Raw genomic sequence first — 17,615 nt, forward strand, 5'->3', positions numbered from 1 at the left:
ACCCTCATTGGCCGCGCAGGTCAGCCGTGCCGCCAGAGCCCGACGACGCGCCGGAGCCCGGCATGCCGCCGTGCCCTGTCGAGCCGGTGTTGCTGCCCGGCGTGCCCTTGGCGCCTCGCGTGTCCGCGCCGGCGTCGTCTTGCCGCGGACTCGATCCGGCCCGCGCGGGCTCGTCCCGGCTGGGGTCGCGCTGTTTCTGTTTTGCGTCCTTATGGTTTGCGCCCTTGTCTTGCGCGCCCTGCGTTTGCGCGGGCGGCTGTTGCGCGCCGGACGGCTTGTCCCGCTTGGACTGGCCGGTGGCGCTCATGCCGGGCGTCGTCATCTGCGCCTGCGCAACCAACGTTTTTTCAACGCGCTGCGCCGACGCGCCGGTGGCAAGCAAGCCGCTCATGACGGTAGCGCACAGATACAGAATCGGGTGTTTCATGGTTGCTCCTTGGTCGACAGCGGTGACACACTGAGCCCCAGGCCAATAAGCTGACGCGGGATCTCTGTTCATCCAGGGGCAAGTGGCGTGCCTGCCCCACCGAGGGAGCGATACATGCGTGATCAACCAGTACCCGGCCGGCGGGGGCTGCTCAAGGCCCTTGCCGTCGGCGTCCCCGGCGCCGCCTGGGCGCCCCGCGCAATCAGCGCACCGGACCATCCCCCTTCTGCCCCCCAGCCGGACGCTGCCGCGACCGGCGCCGCGCCCAACCGGACGCTCAAATTTTTCAATGCGCAGGAAGCCTTGACGATGGACGCCATCGCCGCGCGGCTGATTCCGGCCGACGATCTGGGTCCGGGCGCCAAGGAAGCGGGGGTGACACTGTTTCTTGACGGCCAGCTTGCCGGCGCCTGGGGCGCGGGCAGCCAACTCTACCGCCAGGGTCCTTTCGAACCGGGCACGCCGGAACAGGGCTACCAGCTTTCGTTCACACCGGCCGAGATGTTCCGGCGCGGTCTGGCCGCGCTGGACGCGGCGGCGCGCAAAGCGGACGGCAAGCCGTTCGCGGAATTGGATGCGGTCCGCCAGGACGCCTGGCTGCGCGACATGCAGGAAGGCAAACCCGACTTCTCGCCCCTGCCCTCTGGTGTGTTCTTCCAGGCGCTACTGGAAGGCACGATCGAAGGGTTCTTTTCGGACCCGCTCTATGGCGGCAATGCGGACATGGTGGGGTGGAAGCTCGTGGGGTTTCCGGGCGCGTTTGCCTCGTTTTCCAACGACATCGAGCGCCACGGCGTGATCTGGGCCGGCCAGCCGGTGTCCATTGCCAACGCCACGAGCCACAAGATGACGCCCGGAGGCAAGCATGGCTAAAACGCTACCGGCGGTCGACGTGGCAATCATTGGAGGCGGATGGACCGGTTCCATCATCGGCAAGGAGCTTGCCGCCGCCAAGCAACGGGTCGTGGTGCTGGAACGCGGCGAGGCACGGTGGCCGTCGCCTGACTTTCAGGGGCCCAACGTCCACGACGAACTCAAGTACACGCGCCGCCACGAACTGCACCAGGACGCCGCGACCGAAACCTACACGTTCCGCAACAACACGGACCAGAAGGCGCTGCCGATGCGCCGGTGGCAATTTGCCTACCCCGGCACGCATCTGGGCGGCGCGGGCAATCATTGGTCGGGCGCCTACTACCGCTTCGATCCCACCGACTTCGTCATGCGCAGCCATTACAACGAGCGCTATGGCAAGGACATCTTCGACAAGGAACTGACCTGTCAGGACTGGGGCATCACCTATGACGAGCTGGAGCCGTACTTTGATCGCTTCGATTACCTGATCGGCGCTTCCGGCCAGGCGGGCAACATCAAGGGCGAGAAACAGGAAGGCGGCAACCCGTTCGAGCCGTGGCGCTCGCGCCCCTACCCCAACCCGCCCATGAAGGTGCCCTACGCGCCGGCGCTCTTTGGCGAAGCCGCACGCAAGCTGGGCTATCACCCTTACGTGCAGCCGTCCGCGCTTTGTACGCGGCCCTATGTGAACACCGAAGGCCTGCACATGAGCGCGTGCGTGTACTGCGGATTCTGTTCCAACTTTGGTTGCGAGCACTTCGCCAAGGCCTCGCCGCAGGTGTGCATCCTGCCGGTGGCCATGAAGATGGAGAATTTCGAGATCCGCACCGGCGCGCATGTGCTGCGCGTGGAGCTGACGCCGGACAAGAAGCGCGCCCGGGGCGTGACGTACGTGGATGCCGGTGGCGAAGAAGTCTTCCAGCCGGCCGAAATCGTCGTGCTGTCCGCGTTCGGCATCAACAACGTGCGGCTGCTGTTGCTCTCGGGAATCGGCAAGCCCTTCGATCCGGCAACCAACACCGGCGTCGTGGGCCGCAACTACACGCACCAGACCACCTCGGGCGTGAACCTGTTTTTTGATGAGTCGGTCAACATCAACCCGTTCATGGGCGCCGGCGCGGTGGCGGTGACGATGGATGACTTCAGCGCCGACAACTTCGACCACGGGCCCGTGGGTTTCGTCGGAGGCGGCTATCTGCAGATTCAGGTGGTCAGCGGCGCGCCGATCGGCTTTCATCCCACGCCCAAGGGCACGCCATCGTGGGGCTCTGAATGGAAGAAGGCGGTCGCGCGCTACTACAACCATGCGGCCAACATCACCATCACCGGCTCGGCGCAGCCCTGGCGCGGCGGCTACCTGAGCCTGGATCCCACCTACAAGGATGCGTGGGGCCTGCCGCTGTTGCGGGTGACCTACGATTTTCCCGACAACGACATCCGCATGTCGGCCTTTCTGACGGAAAAAGGCGACGAGATCGCTCGCGCCATGAAGGGCATCGTCCGCACCGAACCGGGCCCGCGCAAGCGGCCGTTTTCGGCGACCGCGTATCAGTCGACCCACCTGACGGGCGGCGCGGCGATGGGCGACGACCCCAACACCAGCGTCGTCAACCGCTACGGTCAGTCGTGGGACGTGCCCAACGTGTTCGTCACGGGCGCCGCGCTCTTTCCGCAGAACTCGGGCTACAACCCGACAGGCACCGTGGGCGCCGCCGCCTACTGGATCGTAGAGAAAATCAAGGCGGACTATCTGCGTTCGCCGGGCCCGCTGGTGTCATCATGATCGAACATCGCAAAGGCATCATCTTCACTGTCGGGTTGATGGTCGCGGTGCCGGCCATCACGCTGGTCGCGACCGTGCACCAGATGATGGGCGCGGGCGGCGACGAGGCGATCCGGGCCTCCGCCGTGCCGCAACCGCCACCGCCCGCCGCGAGTCCGGCCCCGCAGACGGCCGCGCCGGCGGGGCAAGGGGCGGCTCCGGCGGCTTCGGGCGCCGCGCCGGCCGCGACGGGTCCCGCCGCTGGATCGGGCGCGACGGCGCCTGCCGCCGTATCGGGCGCAGCGGCGCCTGCCGCCCCATCGGGCGCCCAGCCGCCTGCCCCCCTGAAACCCGTGCCGGGACGCAGCGCCACCGATTTCACCGCGTCGCGCCCCGATTGGGAAAAGTGGCTACGCGAGGCCGATCCCGAAGCAGGCAAACAGCTGGCCGCGAACGGCAAGCCCGGCGCGGGGGTGCAGGCCTGTGTGGCCTGCCATGGGCCAGCAGGTATCACGCCCACGGGCGGCATCTTCCCCAACCTGGCGGGGCTGCGCAGCGAGTATCTGGCCAAGCAGTTGGCCGACTTCCGGTCCGGCACGCGGGTGCAACCGCTGATGAACACCATCGCGCGCGCGCTGACAGAGGAAGAAATCGGACAGGTGGCTGCCTACTACGGCACGTTGGCCGGCCCGCCGCTGCACGTGGGCGAGTTCGGCGGCGAGGCGGCGCGCAAGCTGGATGTTGAAGGCGACGGCGCGCGCGCCCTGCCCGCCTGCGCCAATTGCCATGGTCTGCGCGGCATGGGCGAAGGCCCGTTGCTGCCGCGGCTGGCCGGGCAGTCTCGGGAGTACTTCACCGACCAGATGAATGCGTTTCGCAATGGCTCACGCCAGAACGACGATGTCGGCGTGATGCGGGCGTTTTCGCGGCGCCTGACCGACGCGGAGATCCAGGCGCTGGCCCAATACTACGCCGGCCCGGCGCCAGCGCCGCGGTAGGCGCCGGTTAGGCAGTACAATCCCGTCCGCCGCACCCGCAACGGGTGCGCGGCCGCGACGCTGTCGCGATCCCAGATGGACCCGGCTTGCCGGGTGGCTCGGCCGGGCGCCTATCCCTCGGACAACCTGCAAGCCCAACGGGCGTTCGCCCTTGACCTGCCGCACACGCTGCGGCGCGACCCACGCCCGGCGCTTGCTCAAATCTGCTTAGCCAATCAATGTCAGTTCTTTCCAAGCTTCGCCGCGACTGGATGGCCAATCCGCGCGCGGACGTTCTGTCGGGGGTGCTCGTCGCCCTTGCCCTGATTCCAGAAGCCATCGGCTTTTCCATCATCGCCGGGGTCGACCCCAGCGTTGGCCTGTATGCCTCGTTTTCCATCGCGTTCATCATCGCGTTCATAGGCGGGCGGCCGGGCATGATCTCGGCCGCGACCGCCGCGGTCGCGGTCCTGGTCGCGCCGCTGGTGCGCGAGCACGGCGTCAGCTACCTGTTCGCCGCGACCGTGCTGATGGGCCTGCTGCAGATCGCCGCCGGATTCCTGCGGTTGGACCTGCTGATGCAGTATGTGTCGCGTTCGGTCGTGACTGGCTTCGTCAATGCGCTGGCCATCCTGATCTTCATGGCGCAGCTGCCGCAATTGATCGGGGTGACATGGGTCACGTATGCCATGGTGGCCGCCGCGCTTGCCATCATCTATCTGCTGCCCCGGCTCACCACGGTCATCCCATCGCCGCTGATCGCCATCATCGTCATGACGGCCGTCTCCATCCAGGCGGGGCTGGACGTCAACACGGTGGGCGACATGGGCGCGCTGCCCTCTGCCCTGCCGTCGTTCATGGTTCCCGATGTGCCCTTCACGCTGGAAACCCTGCGCATCATCCTGCCGTACTCGCTGACGATGGCCGCGGTGGGACTGCTGGAATCTATGATGACGGCGCAGATCGTGGACGACATGACCGACACCGCCAGCGACAAGCGTCGCGAATGCAAGGGCCAGGGCATTGCCAACCTGGTCACGGGCTTTCTGGGCGGCATGGGCGGCTGCGCCATGATCGGCCAGTCTGTCATCAACGTGCGCGCCGGCGGCCGCACGCGTCTGTCCACCTGCGTGGCGGGCGTCTTCCTCTTGTTCCTGATCGTGGCGCTGGGCCCCCTGGTGGCGCAGATTCCGATGCCGGCCCTGGTGGCCGTGATGATCATGGTGTCGATTGGCACCTTCAACTGGCGCTCCTTGCGCAACCTTGGCTCGCATCCCTGGCAGTCGTCGGTCGTCATGCTGGCGACGGTCGCCGTGGTGGTCTGGACGCACGACCTGGCACGCGGCGTGCTGGTGGGCGTGGTGCTGAGCGGTCTGTTTTTTGCCGGCAAGGTCAAGGGGCTGCTGCACGTGGCCACGTTGTTGTCCGAGGATGGGCGCACGCGAACCTACCACTATTCGGGGCAGATCTTTTTCGCCTCGGCGTCGCGGTTCTCGGCGGCGGTCGACTTTCATGAAGCCGTGGAGCGCGTGGTGATCGATCTGACGGGCGCCCACTTCTGGGACATTTCGGCCGTCGGCGAACTGGACAAGGTGACGCTCAAGCTGCGCCGCGCGGGCCGTGAGGTCGAGGTCGTGGGACTGAACGAGGCCAGCGCAACGCTGGTCGGGCGTTATGCCCAGCCCGGGGCGCAGTCGGGCCACTAGCGCGCCGTCGCGGCCGATGCCTTCACGGCCTCGGCTGCGGATCAACACGTTTGGTTACTTCCCGGGCACGCCGCTTGCTCACTCCGCCAGATCGCATCTGCCGGAGTTTTCATGCCCGCTTCGCATTCCCTCGACGCCACGACGCTGACGGTGTTGACGGTCAACACCCATAAGGGCTTTACCAGTTTCAACCGCCGCTTCATGCTGCACGACCTGCGTGAGGCGCTGCGCACCGCCTCCCCGGACGTGGTCTTTCTGCAGGAAGTCCTGGGCGAACACCAGACGCACGCCGGGCGCCACGATTCCTGGCCGGCGCAGTCGCAGTATGAATTTCTTGCCGACACGTTGTGGACGGACTTCGCCTATGGCCGCAACGCGGTCTACCCCGAGGGACATCATGGCAACGCGATCCTGTCGCGCTACCCGATCGAAAGCCACGAGAACCATGACGTGAGCGTCGATGGCCATGAAGGACGGGGCCTGTTGCACTGCGTCTTGCGGCCCCCTTCCCTTGCGTCGCCCGTGCACGCCATCTGCGTGCATCTGGGGCTGCTCGAGCGCCACCGGGGCGAGCAATTGCGCCGGCTGTGCGAGCTGGTGTCCCACGGCGTGCCCGCGGACGAGCCGCTGCTGATTGCAGGCGACTTCAACGACTGGCGGCTGCGCGCCGATACGCTGATGCGCGATTGCGGCACGCAGGAGGTTTTCACGTCGCGTCTGGGCCGGCCCGCGCGCACCTTCCCGGCGCGCTGGCCGCTGCTGCGGCTGGACCGCATCTATGTACGCAGTGTGCGCGACTGGAAGCCGGTGCCGCTGGCATCGCGCGTCTGGTCGCGCCTTTCCGATCATGTGCCGATTTGCGCGGAGATTGCGCTATGAACCTGGGCTGGCGCGAAAACAACCGATATACCCTGCTGGAAAACGGCACGGAATACTTTCCCGCCGTCGTCGAGGCCATCGACGCGGCCAAGAGCGAAGTGCTGGTGGAAACCTTCATCCTGTTCGACGACACCGTCGGCCGGGATATCCAGCAGGTTCTGATCCGCGCCGCCAAGCGCGGCGTCAGCGTGGACCTGCTGGTCGACGGCTACGGGTCCGACGAGCTGAGCGAAGAATTCATCGGCGCGATGACCGAGGCCGGCGTGCGCTTTCACGTATTCGATCCGCGCCCGCGCTTTCTGGGCGTGCGTACGAACGTGTTCCGGCGCATGCACCGCAAGATCGTGGGCATCGACCGCGAGCGCGCGTTCATCGGCGGCATCAATTTTTCCGCGGACCATTTGCCCGACTATGGGCCGGAAGCGAAGCAGGACTACGCCGTTCTGGTTGAAGGGCCGCTGGCGGCCGACATTGCCGACTACGCGCGCGCGCAGCTGGGCAACGGCAAGCGGCGGCTGCGGCGCCGCCCCGCCCGGATGGATCCCCTGCCCGCCGGCGACGGCGGCGGGCGGCTGGTGGTGCGCGACAACATCAGCCATCGCAGCGACATCGAACGCTACTACCGGGCGGGCGTGCGCTCGGCGCGCTCGGACGTGCTGATCGCCAATGCCTACTTCTTTCCGGGATACCACCTGCTGCGCGACCTGGTGAAGGCCGCCCGCCGCGGCGTGCGCGTGCGGCTGCTGCTGCAGGGCGAGCCGGATGTCCTGGTCGCCCGCCTGGCCGCGTCGATGCTGTACGACTACCTGATCGATTCGGGCGTGGAGATCCATGAGTACTGCAAGCAACCGCTGCACGGCAAGGTCGCGTGCGTGGACGATGACTGGTCGACGATTGGTTCGAGCAACCTGGATCCGCTGAGTCTGGCGCTGAACCTGGAGGCCAACGTCGTGGTGCGGGACGCGTCGCTGAACGCAGCCCTGCGCAAGAGCCTGGACCGGCTGATTGCCGAAGACTGCCGGCCGGTCGAGATGGCCAAGAACTCGCGGCGCCGGCTGCGCCGCCTGTGGCTGGGCGTGGTGGTGTTCCACTTTTTGCGGCGGTTCCCCGCCTGGGCGGGCAGCTTGCCGGCCCACAAGCCGCGCCTGCAATCCATGACGGCGGATACCGGAAGGGAGACCGCATGAAGATCCTGCATTCGTCACCCATGCGGGCGTTGAGGCGCCGCTGGCCCCGGATCAAACGCGTGCTGCCCGTGCTGGTGCTGATCGTGGTCGCCGGGCTGCTGTACTACTTCGGCCGCTCCGTGGACTGGCCCCAGGTGTGGGTCGCCATGCGCAAGATTCCCGGCCAGACCATCGCCATCGCGGCCGGACTGGTGGTTGCGGGCTACCTTGCGTACGGCAGCCTGGACCTCCTGGGCAAGAAATACACGCGCCACCACCTGCCCGCGCCCAAGGCGCTGGGCGTGGCGATGCTCAGCTACGCGCTGAACCTGAACCTGGGCGTGCTGGTGGGCGGCCTGGGAGCACGGCTGCGGCTTTACACGCGGCTGGGCTGCCGCAAGTCTGTCGCGACCCGCGTCGCCTTGTTTGCGGCGGCATCGAACTGGATCGGCTATGCGTGGCTGGCGGGCATCGTGTTCGCATTGGGCGTGGTGCCGGTGCCGGCGGGCTGGGAAATCGGCTCCGGCATGCTGCGCATCCTGGGACTTGCGCTGCTGGCGTTGGGCATTGCGTACGTCGTGACGTGCGCACGGGCCCGGCGCCGCAGCGTCACGTGGATGGGCCACCACATCACGCTGCCGCGCGCCCGCATGGCCGTGGCGCAATGCGCCCTGGCGGCGCTGTCCTGGTCCCTGATGGGCGCCATCTGCTACGTGCTGCTGCAGGGCAAGGCAAGCTACCCGGCGGTGCTGGGCATCCTGCTCTGCACGAGCTTCGCGTCGGTCATCACCCGCGTGCCCGGTGGACTGGGCACCACCGAGGCCATCTTCGTGGCCGCGCTGGGATCCCAGATTCCGCCCACTGAAGTGCTGGGCGCGGCCTTGGCCTACCGGGCCGTCTATGCGTTGGCGCCGCTGTGCCTGGCGCTGATCGCGTATCCCCTGATCGAGCTGAAATTGGGCATGCGTCGGCGCAAGGCGGACGCCGCTCCCCCAGGCCAAGCAAGCCGCGTGCAATGAGGACCGCCATGAGTAGACTCCGACCCGACTCCGCAGGAACCGTCGCCGCCTATCCGCGGCGCGCCGCTGCGTCCGAACACGATATCGCCTCGCAGGAGGCGCTGGCGTTGCGCGTCGCCGCCTTGCTGGGACGACGGTTCGCCCCGGACTTCCGGCCGACCCGCAATCGCGGCGAACCACCGCCCTACTACGTGCCGGATCGCAGCATCACCAGCCTGGCCCGCGCGGCAAAGTTGGGCATCACGCGCGCGGCCGACCTGTTCGGCGGCGTGACGCCGCATGCCTTCGTCGCCACCAAATCCATCACCCATGGCGTCGTCGACGCCCAGGCGCGGGTGCCGCAGGGGTGGGCGCGATCATTGGCCGGCGCGCTCGAGGAGGTCGTGCTTCGCGGCTTCACCGCCTTCACGCTGGAGGACGCCTACCGGGCCGGGGAACGGCTGCTGCAGGAAGGCGCATTCCGCGTCAAGCCAGCCGACGCCACTGCGGGCCGCGGGCAGATCGTCGTGCGCAACGCGCAGGAATTGCGAGCCGCGCTGAGCGAACAGGACGCCGCATCCGTGCGCCGCCTGGGCCTCGTGCTGGAGGAAGACCTGGCGCAGATCGAGACCTACAGCGTGGGCTGGGTGCGCGTGGGCAAGCTGGAAGCGTCGTACGTGGGCACGCAGTGCCTGACGCCCGACAACAATGGCGTCTCCGTGTACGGCGGCTCGAATCTCACCGTTGCCCGCGGGGGCTTCGACGAGTTGCGGGCGCTGAACCTGACCGACGAAGAACGGCAGGCGGTGGACTTGAGCTGCCGCTATGACACGGCGGTATCCACCGCCTATCCTGATTTCTTCGCGTCCCGGCGCAACTACGACGTGGGCGTGGGCCGCAATGCCCGAGGCGAACCGCGCGCCGGCGTGCTGGAGCAATCGTGGCGGGCGGGCGGCGCCAGCATTGCGGAACTGTCCGCGCTGCAGGCGTTCATGCTGTCGCCATCGCTTAAATCCGTGTCCGCCTTCACGCGCGAGCGCTATGGCGCGGACGAACCGCCGCCGACGTCAGAACAATACGTGTACCGGGGCGAAGACTCCGCCGTGGGTATGATCACCAAATCCGGGGGCATTCTGGAGGACGACGATGGCCGCCTTTAGCGACCCAATCGAAATCGACGTGGCGGACCAGCAGCTGGCCGGCACGTTTCTGACGCCCGAGAGCAAGGTGCCGGGCGTGCTGTTCATTCACGGCTGGGGCGGCGACCAGAAGTTCGACCTGGCCCGCGCCAAGGGCATCGCCGCGCTGGGATGCGTGTGCCTGACGTTCGACCTGCGCGGCCATGCCGCCACGCAGGCGCAGCAGATGCAGGTGTCGCGCGACGACAACCTGCGCGACGTCATGGCGGCCTACGACCGGCTTGCGGCGCACCCGTCGCTGGACAGCGGCTCGGTCGCGGTAGTGGGCAGCAGCTACGGCGGCTACCTGGCCGCCATCCTGAGCGGACTGCGCCGCGTGCGCTGGCTGGCCCTGCACGTGCCCGCGCTGTACCGCGACGACGAATGGATGCTGCCCAAGAACCAGCTCAACCGCGAAACCCTGCGGGCGTATCGCAACACCCATATCGAGCCCGAAAGCAACCGCGCGCTGGCCTCTTGCGCCACCTTCACCGGCGACGTGCTGATCGTGGAAGCCGAGCACGACGTGTACATTCCGCACTCGACGATCATGAACTACCGTTCGGCCTTCCGGCGGTCCCATTCGATGACGCACCGCATCCTGGATGGCGCGGATCACGCCCTCAGCGACAAGGCCTCGCAGCAGGCCTATACGTCGATCCTGGTGAATTGGGTGACCGAAATGGTCATGGGCGCGCGGGTCGGCCGGCCGCGCCCGCTGCCTTAGGCGGCTACCCGGCGACGGCTCAGGGCTTGGCGGGGCTGAGCAGGTCCGACAACGCGTTGCCCAATTCCTTGACGGCGCCCGCGACCCCTTCCGCGGCGCCTTCGGCGCCCACCCCAATGGCGTGTCCGAAGCCTTGCGCCACCTGCGCCGCAAAGCCGCGCGTGACCGAGAACTTCGGATTATCCAGGCTCCCCGCCAACGCGAAGTCGAACCGGACCGTGCCGCTCTTGTCCTTCATGGCCGCCAGCACTGCCTTGCGCGGCAACGAGAACAGGCTGCCGTCGCCGCTGAACTTCAGGTTGTGCAAGGCCACGGCACCCGAGGCCTTCAGCTCATGGCGGGCAATCGACGTCTTCATGTCCAGGTCCATCGAACCGCCCGACAGCGAGCCGGCGCCGTTCTCGGCCAGATAAGGCGCGGCATGGCGCACGTCCATGTTGCGCGCCGCGACCGTGATGTCGGCGTCCGTGCCGCCGATCACCACTTTGCCCCGCGCGCGCACCGTCGACTCGCCATTGCGGTTGTCCTCGACCTTGCCGGTAAATTCCATGTCGCTGGACGTGCCATCGCCAGGAATGACCACCGGCTGCAGCCGCGCCTGCACGTCCTTGAAGGGAATGCGATGCGGCGGCTTTGAGACAGCCCCGTCCAGGTATTCCAGCCGGCCATCGCGCAGGATCAGCTCGGCGACGCGGATCGGCCCGTTGCGCCGCGTCTTGCCATCCCCCACGCCGGCCCGCAGCGCCGCCTGCAGCGCGGGGGATATCTGCATGTCGCCGTCCGGACTGCGCACCACGGCGAAATCGAACCCGTCAATGATGATGCGCTTGAACACGGCTTCGCGGCGCAGAAAGGCGGTCCACTCCGGTTCAAGTTCAACGCGCTGGGCGCGCGCGCCGGGCTGGCCAGATGCGCCGGGTACGGTAACGTCGGTCAGCACTACCTGCCGCAGGCCGACCTGCACGTTGCCGACCTGGCTGCGGGGGCCCAGAATGCTGGCGATGCGCTGTTCGACCACGCGGGTGGCGGCCAGCGCCAGCACCGCAAGGACGGCTACGATCAGAAGCAGTATCGCCAGGGCGGTGCCCCAGCCTGACCGGCCACGCGCGTCGGCTGCGTTCGAACTCATCTTGGTTTCCGAAGTTGTACAAATCACCGGCGCCGCCGGCGCCACACCCCTTGCACCATAGCGAGGCGCGGCGGCCTGCGCAACCTAGAGCATCGTCCGGGATGCGGAATCATTCATCAATGCTCGAAAAGGATGAGACGGCGCCTGGCCTCACCGTCTCGATGCTGGTCAAACGAGCTCGCGCCGCCAGGACAGGCGCCAGTAGCGTTCGGGACGGGATGGCAAAGCGCCAAGCTGCCCCGCCTGCACGTCTGCCGCCAGGCTGTTGCGCGCAGCCAGGGCGCGCTGACGGGCACGCGTGACGTCGCCCTCGGCGCAAGCGTCGAACGGCGAAGCCAAGATCCGATGGCGAAGCAGACTGGCCAGCCGCTCCTGGACCGCGCCCGGCTCGGCGTCCGCGACCTCTTCATAGGCGATCCACTCCACGCGCAGAAACAGCGCGCGCGCGGTCAGGCATGCATCCGACACTTGCAGCTGCGCCGGCCCGCAAAGCCCCAGCGGCATCAGGATCACCCGCGGCCGCAGCGCGGACAGCGCCGATGCCAGGGCGCCCGTCAACCGCCCGGCCCTGCCGCTGTCCGGGTGCGGATCTTCCACCATATCCATCTGCACGCCGCGCACGCCCAGCAGCGACAGCGCCCGCGCGCTGCTGGCCTGGCGGGCAAGGACGGCGTCGCGGACGCTTGCAAGACGGTCGGCGCTATCCTTGCCTTTGGCGCAACCAGCGGGCAGCGGCAGGCCCGAATACACCGTGAGCACGGTGCTGTCCGCACGCGCCGCCAACAGGCCTGCGCAGCCGCAGACGGCGTCGTTAAAGCAGGGAGAAACCGCAATCAGTCTGCCTTCCCGGAGCATGGTTTCCTCTGGGACGACGGCTTACCAATACGGGGGCTGGTTGTAATACTGATGAATGCCTCTGGCCCAGGTTTCGTCCGCCATGCTTGGCCAATTGTCCTTGTCGAACCCGTCGGCGTTCTTGAGCACCTCCTTGTCCACGTTCAGCACGAAGCACTTGCGGTCGGTATCCAGCGTCAGCGCGCTCCACGGAATGGCGTACAGCTTGTCGCCAATGCCCAGGATGCCGCCACGCGAAAGGACGGCATACGCCACGCGCCCGTGCGGCACGTCCAGCATGATTTCCTGGATGCTGCCCAGCGATTCGCCGGCCGGGTTGTAGACGTCGTTCCCTTCAAGTGTGCTGGCCGCCATGATCTGCGGACCGGGGCCGCTGGGATCGTTTTTCGGACCGCCCACGATCTTGGTTTCGCTTTGCGCCTGGCCGGCGCCTGTCAACGGATGGTTCATGGTGAGTCTCCTTCAGTGAAGCGTCTTGCATGGCGAACGGTTCGGCATGCAGGTCACCCTCCAAGCAAGCCCTGTGCCACACCGCCGTGCGGCTTGGCGCCCCGGCCTTGCGCCGGTCCGGCCTGGACAAGATGGCAGTTCTTACATGCGGCCCCACAAAAATGCCGGGGCCGGCCCTGCGTGAGCAGGATCGGCCCCGGCCGGCGCGCGGGTCGAGCGGCGCGGGTTGGCGTCAGCGCCGGTTGCCGCGGTCCGACATCATGCAGATGCCGGCCAGCACGCCCAGCAGCACGGCGCCTGCGATGCTCTTCCAGGCGTTTTCATGCACGTATTCATCTGTGGCGTGCGACACCACGCGCGCCCGGTCCCAGGCCGCGCGCTCCCATCCGCGGGCCTGATCGCGTGCGGCGTCCAGCTGATGCTTGAGCTTGTCGCGGGCGGATTCGATCTCCGACCCGCTGTAGCTGGCGGTGCTTCGCAGCAAATCCTCGGTGCCTGATATCAGGTCGCGCATCGTCCGCGAAGACGAGTCCGAGGTGTGGAACATGTCGCGCAGCCTATCTCGTTTGTTCATGTGTACTCCTTTGAAAAGTGCGGATCGCTCCCCCCGCGGCACGGCGCACGCGAGGCGCGGCCCGCAAGCCGCAAGCCGTGCGAGACCGGTCACAGCCGGTCGATACCCGGCGTCTGCTGGGGGTCGACCCCCGGCATGGGATTGGGAATGCTGTCCGGAGGCCAGTGCCCCTTCTCATCCTTGCCCGCGCCGGGCGCGTCGGGCTGGGGTTGTTCGGCGGGCGCCTGTTCCGGGGTCTTCTGTCCGCCCTGTCCGGGCGGTGGGGAACGCGTCCCCTCGGTGTTTGCCATGATGTGCTCCTGAAATGAAAAGACTGATGCAATCGGCTGTCAACTTGCCCACCATTGCTTGATCGTCGCGCGCAGCGCCGCGCCGCCCGTGGCGGCGTCTTCCTGGCGCAGCGCCTTGAAATACGCGCCGATCTGCTTGGCCGGGATGTGAGGCGGCAACGGCGGCATCTCGGGATCGGTCACCATCTCCAGCACGACAGGACGTCCCGCCGCCAAGGCGCGGTCCCACGCCGGTCCGACGTCGTCGGGACTGTCCACCCGGATGCCCTCCAGGCCCAGCATCCGGCCGTATTCCGCGTAAGAAAACTTCGGCAACCACTGCGAGTCCGGAAAACGCGGGTCCCCGCCCATCACTCGCTGTTCCCACGTCACCAGGTTCAAATCGCCGTTGTTCAGCACCATGACGATCAGAGTGGGATTGCTCCAGTCCTGCCACCGGTGGGCAATGGTGATGAGCTCGTTGATGCCCAGCATCTGCATCGCGCCGTCGCCTACCAAGGCGATGACAGGGCGATCCGGGTAGGCAAGCTTTGCCGCCACCGCATAGGGCACGCCGCAACCCATCGTGGCCAGCCCGCCCGACACCGAACCCATCATGCCGGCCTGAATGTCGACGTTGCGCGCATACCAGTTGGCGGCCGAGCCCGAGTCGCAGGTCAGGATGGCCCGCGCAGGCAACCGCTTGGACAACTCCAGGAACGGGCGCTGAGGATTGATCGGCTTGGCATCGACCATCGCTCGGGCATGCACCGTTTCGCGCCAGGCGGAAACCTGCTTCTCGATACGCTCGCGCCAGCGCCGCGTTTTCTTGGGTTCCAGCAGCGGTATCAGCGCTTCCAGCGTCAACCGGCTGTCGCCCACCAGCCCGATCTCCACGGGATAGCGCAGGCTGAGCTTGCGGCCGTCGCGATCGATCTGCACGGCGCGCGCCTGGCCTTCCTGCGGCAGGAATTCCGCATACGGGAACGAGGTGCCCACCATCAGCAGCGTGTCGCACTCGTTCATCATGTCCCAGCTTGGCTGCGTGCCGAGCAGTCCGATGGCGCCCGTCACGTAAGGCAGGCAGTCCGGCAGCACCGCCTTGCCCAGCAGCGCCTTGGCCACGCCCGCGCCCAGCAGCTCGGCGACCTGGCCGACCTGTTCGCCCGCCTGCAGCGCGCCCGCGCCCACCAGGATTGCCACCTTCTCGCCGCGATTCAGGATGTCGGCGGCGTTGCGCAGCGCGTCCGGGCCGGGCACGGCGGCGTGGGAGGTCACGCCGATGCCTGTGTGCACCGTGCCATGCTCGCGGGGCGGCGCCGGCACGGCCGGCAAATCCTGCACGTCGTTGGGAAAGATGACGCAGGTCACGCTGCGGCGCTCCAGGGCAATGCGCATGGCGCGGTCCACCATATGGCGCGCTTGCTCGGCCGTCGTCGCCATCTGCACGTAATCGTGCGCGACGTCCTTGAACAGGCTGATCAGGTCCACTTCCTGCTGGTAGTCGCCGCCCAGCGCGCTGCGGGCCTGTTGGCCCACCAGCGCCACGACCGGCTGATGATCCAGCTTGGCGTCATACAGACCGTTGAGCAGATGGATGGCGCCGGGCCCCGAGGTCGCCAGGCATACACCGACCTGCCCCGTGAATTTGGCATGGGCGCACGCCATGAAAGCGGCGCTTTCTTCGTGGCGGGCCTGTACGAATTCCAGCGGCTCCTGCGTGCGGCCAAAGGCGCCGATGAGCCCGTTGATGCCGTCGCCGGGATACCCGTACACCGTGCGCACGCCCCACTGCGACAGCCGCTTCAACACGAAGTCCGACACTGTTTCCATACGTTTCTCCATGCGGTCGTCGTTGAAAGCGTCTCCATGCAGCAACCGCCGTTCCTGCCCCGGATTGGAATTTGGGCGCAGGGGCGCAGATAAAAATTACAAACCGGCCGTAGCGGGCGTCCGGCCGGCGTCGTCGTTCCATCGTTTGGATGACCCGCATTTGTGCTGCATTGCGCAATTTTTCTGGTGCCTGCGGGTTTGGGCACACGGCTTGCGTAAGGGAAGGCCTCGGCGTATCAACTGGAGCAAGCATGGCGAAGACAAGAACCCTGATTGTGGCGGGAGAAGCTTTTCCGCTGGCCAAAACGGGCGGACTGGGAGATGCCATTACCGGCATGGCCCGCGCGTTGATGGAGGCGCGAATGCCTCTGAGCGTGCTGCTGCCTGCCTATCGGGGCGTGCGCGCCAAGCTGAACCGCGTGCGCGAAGTGGCCACGCTTGATGATCTGCCTGGCGGTCCGGCCGTCCTGCTGGAAGGCAAATGCCCCCAATCCGGCATCGACTATCTGGTGCTTGAGAACGATGCCCTGTACGACCGTGGCGGCCTCTACGCCGACGAGAACGGGCGCGAGCACCCCGACAACGGCTTGCGCTATGCAGCGCTTGCGCACGCCGCCGTGCGCGTGGCGGCGGGCTTGCCGGGCGTTGCACGCCCCACGCTGGTGCACGCGCACGACTGGCATGCCGGCCTGGTGCCGCTGCTGCTGCGCGCGGCCGACCTGCGCGACGTGAAAAGCGTGATGACCATTCACAACCTGGCGTTCCAGGGGCTGTTCCCGATGGCATGCGCCGACGAGTTAGGCGTGCCCGAATGGGCCCGCACCGACGACGGCGCTCAGGCCTGGGGGCAGCTTAACTTCCTGAAGGCCGGCATCCGCTACGCGGACCGCGTCACCACGGTCAGCCACACCTACGCCCGCGAAATCATGACGCCGCAGTTCGGGTGCGGCCTGGAAGCGCTGCTGCGCAGCCGTGCAGACGATCTGCTGCCGATCCCGAACGGCATCGACGACGTGCTGTGGAACCCTGCCCACGATCCGTATCTGCGCAGCCATCGCTATTCGGTGCGAGACCTGACCAACAAGATTCATTGCAAGGCGGCGCTGCAACGGGAGTTTGGCTTGCGCCCGGATCTGGGCGCGACGGTGATGGGGATGGGCAACCGCCTGACGGAACAGAAGATGGCGGACGTGGCGGTGCATGCGCTTCCCGACGCGCTGGACCGTCACCCCAATCTGCAGATCGCCATCCTGGGTCAAGGCGATCACCGGCTGGAAGAAGCCTTGCAGGACATCGCGCGCCGCTATCCGGGACGCTGCGCCACGCATATCGGCTACGACGAGGGCATCGCCCACCGTCTGCACGCCGGCTCCGACATCCTGCTGCATGCCAGCCGCTTCGAGCCGTTCGGCCTGACCCCGCTCTATGCGATGCGCTACGGCACCCTGCCGATCGGCTCGCGGGTCGGCGGCATGGCCGATACGATCCAGGATCCCGGTCCGCGCGCCCCGCTGTCGGCCATGGCATCGGCCACCGGCGTGCTTTTTGAAGGCGACACGCCGCAGGCCATGAGCGCCGCGATCGACCGCGCCATCGACCTGCGCGGCCACGGCATTCTCTGGCGGCTGATGCAGCGCAACGCGATGAGCAGCGATTTCGGCTGGCGCGCCGCGGTCAGCCTGTACGCCAGCCTGTACCGGTCGCTGGTGGAACCCGAGTATCGCGATGCGGCGCCCGCCTCGGCCCTGCAACCCGCCGACGTTGCCGCCGTCAGCCGCCGCCAGCCGCGAGCGGGCGGCGCACTGCCAGCCGCCATCTAAGGAGCCAGCC

The 17,615-nt window shown here is 67.2% G+C and carries 17 protein-coding genes and 1 other annotated feature; of the genes, 10 read left to right on the forward strand and 7 right to left on the reverse strand.

What is annotated here, in order from left to right:
• Positions 1–4: 4 nt before the first annotated feature.
• Positions 5–427 carry a hypothetical protein gene (locus tag FBY20_RS25295; protein WP_142055289.1) on the reverse strand — a complete coding sequence of 141 codons (423 nt, stop codon included), beginning with the start codon at positions 425–427 and terminating at the stop codon, positions 5–7.
• 114 nt (positions 428–541) lie between these two features.
• Here FBY20_RS25295 and FBY20_RS25300 point away from each other — a divergent pair, with 114 nt between their 5' ends.
• The 9 genes from FBY20_RS25300 to FBY20_RS25340 all read left to right on the forward strand — a co-directional run bounded on the left by FBY20_RS25300 (position 542) and on the right by FBY20_RS25340 (position 10,675).
• Positions 542–1,300 (forward strand): gluconate 2-dehydrogenase subunit 3 family protein, encoded by a 759-nt coding sequence (locus tag FBY20_RS25300; protein ID WP_056317780.1) that lies wholly within the window; start codon positions 542–544, stop codon positions 1,298–1,300.
• On the forward strand, positions 1,293–3,065 hold the full coding sequence (locus FBY20_RS25305) for a GMC family oxidoreductase (RefSeq protein ID WP_142055291.1): 1,773 nt from the start codon (positions 1,293–1,295) through the stop codon (positions 3,063–3,065). Before FBY20_RS25300 ends, FBY20_RS25305 begins: the two co-directional genes overlap by 8 nt.
• Entirely contained in the window at positions 3,062–4,042 is a 981-nt protein-coding gene (locus FBY20_RS25310) for a c-type cytochrome (RefSeq protein ID WP_142055293.1), read from the forward strand. Before FBY20_RS25305 ends, FBY20_RS25310 begins: the two co-directional genes overlap by 4 nt.
• 74 nt (positions 4,043–4,116) lie before the next feature.
• Positions 4,117–4,169, forward strand: a sequence feature (sul1 is cis-regulatory element that is thought to sense ions involved in sulfur or methionine metabolism; They are found in Alphaproteobacteria).
• Between the two features lie 91 nt (positions 4,170–4,260).
• Positions 4,261–5,727 (forward strand): SulP family inorganic anion transporter, encoded by a 1,467-nt coding sequence (locus FBY20_RS25315; RefSeq protein ID WP_142055295.1) that lies wholly within the window; start codon positions 4,261–4,263, stop codon positions 5,725–5,727.
• Between the two features lie 111 nt (positions 5,728–5,838).
• The gene (locus FBY20_RS25320; RefSeq protein ID WP_056317766.1) at positions 5,839–6,606 is read left to right on the forward strand and encodes an endonuclease/exonuclease/phosphatase family protein; all 768 of its coding nucleotides are present in this window, start codon (positions 5,839–5,841) and stop codon (positions 6,604–6,606) included.
• On the forward strand, positions 6,603–7,793 hold the full coding sequence (gene clsB, locus FBY20_RS25325; RefSeq protein WP_142055297.1) for a cardiolipin synthase ClsB: 1,191 nt from the start codon (positions 6,603–6,605) through the stop codon (positions 7,791–7,793). Before FBY20_RS25320 ends, clsB begins: the two co-directional genes overlap by 4 nt.
• Complete coding sequence (locus FBY20_RS25330) at positions 7,790–8,791, forward strand: lysylphosphatidylglycerol synthase domain-containing protein (RefSeq protein WP_142055299.1); 1,002 nt, start codon at positions 7,790–7,792, stop codon at positions 8,789–8,791. The genes clsB and FBY20_RS25330 overlap by 4 nt, the downstream gene beginning before the upstream one ends.
• Positions 8,792–8,799: 8 nt before the next feature.
• The gene (locus FBY20_RS25335; RefSeq protein ID WP_142055301.1) at positions 8,800–9,930 is read left to right on the forward strand and encodes a DUF3182 family protein; all 1,131 of its coding nucleotides are present in this window, start codon (positions 8,800–8,802) and stop codon (positions 9,928–9,930) included.
• Positions 9,917–10,675: a S9 family peptidase gene (locus FBY20_RS25340; RefSeq protein WP_056317755.1), complete on the forward strand. Its 759-nt coding sequence runs from the start codon at positions 9,917–9,919 to the stop codon at positions 10,673–10,675. Before FBY20_RS25335 ends, FBY20_RS25340 begins: the two co-directional genes overlap by 14 nt.
• 19 nt (positions 10,676–10,694) lie before the next feature.
• Here FBY20_RS25340 and FBY20_RS25345 read toward each other — a convergent pair whose 3' ends face one another.
• From FBY20_RS25345 to FBY20_RS25370, 6 genes are all read right to left on the reverse strand, one after another.
• A complete protein-coding gene (locus FBY20_RS25345) occupies positions 10,695–11,804 on the reverse strand; it encodes a DUF748 domain-containing protein (protein ID WP_056317753.1) in 1,110 nt (369 codons plus the stop codon).
• A gap of 168 nt (positions 11,805–11,972) precedes the next feature.
• Positions 11,973–12,659 (reverse strand): hypothetical protein, encoded by a 687-nt coding sequence (locus FBY20_RS25350; RefSeq protein WP_056317749.1) that lies wholly within the window; start codon positions 12,657–12,659, stop codon positions 11,973–11,975.
• Between the two features lie 21 nt (positions 12,660–12,680).
• Positions 12,681–13,109 carry a PRC-barrel domain-containing protein gene (locus FBY20_RS25355; RefSeq protein WP_056317745.1) on the reverse strand — a complete coding sequence of 143 codons (429 nt, stop codon included), beginning with the start codon at positions 13,107–13,109 and terminating at the stop codon, positions 12,681–12,683.
• 232 nt (positions 13,110–13,341) lie between these two features.
• Positions 13,342–13,683 (reverse strand): YqjD family protein, encoded by a 342-nt coding sequence (locus tag FBY20_RS25360; RefSeq protein ID WP_056317742.1) that lies wholly within the window; start codon positions 13,681–13,683, stop codon positions 13,342–13,344.
• Positions 13,684–13,772: 89 nt separating this feature from the next.
• Entirely contained in the window at positions 13,773–13,973 is a 201-nt protein-coding gene (locus FBY20_RS25365; protein ID WP_142055303.1) for a hypothetical protein, read from the reverse strand.
• A gap of 39 nt (positions 13,974–14,012) precedes the next feature.
• Positions 14,013–15,785: a thiamine pyrophosphate-requiring protein gene (locus FBY20_RS25370; RefSeq protein ID WP_056318750.1), complete on the reverse strand. Its 1,773-nt coding sequence runs from the start codon at positions 15,783–15,785 to the stop codon at positions 14,013–14,015.
• A gap of 251 nt (positions 15,786–16,036) precedes the next feature.
• Here FBY20_RS25370 and glgA point away from each other — a divergent pair, with 251 nt between their 5' ends.
• Positions 16,037–17,605 (forward strand): glycogen synthase GlgA, encoded by a 1,569-nt coding sequence (gene glgA / locus FBY20_RS25375; protein WP_142055305.1) that lies wholly within the window; start codon positions 16,037–16,039, stop codon positions 17,603–17,605.
• The last annotated feature ends 10 nt before the right edge of the window (positions 17,606–17,615 follow it).

The organism is Achromobacter sp. SLBN-14 (assembly GCF_006715415.1).
GTDB classification, from domain to species: Bacteria; Pseudomonadota; Gammaproteobacteria; order Burkholderiales; family Burkholderiaceae_B; genus Achromobacter; species Achromobacter mucicolens.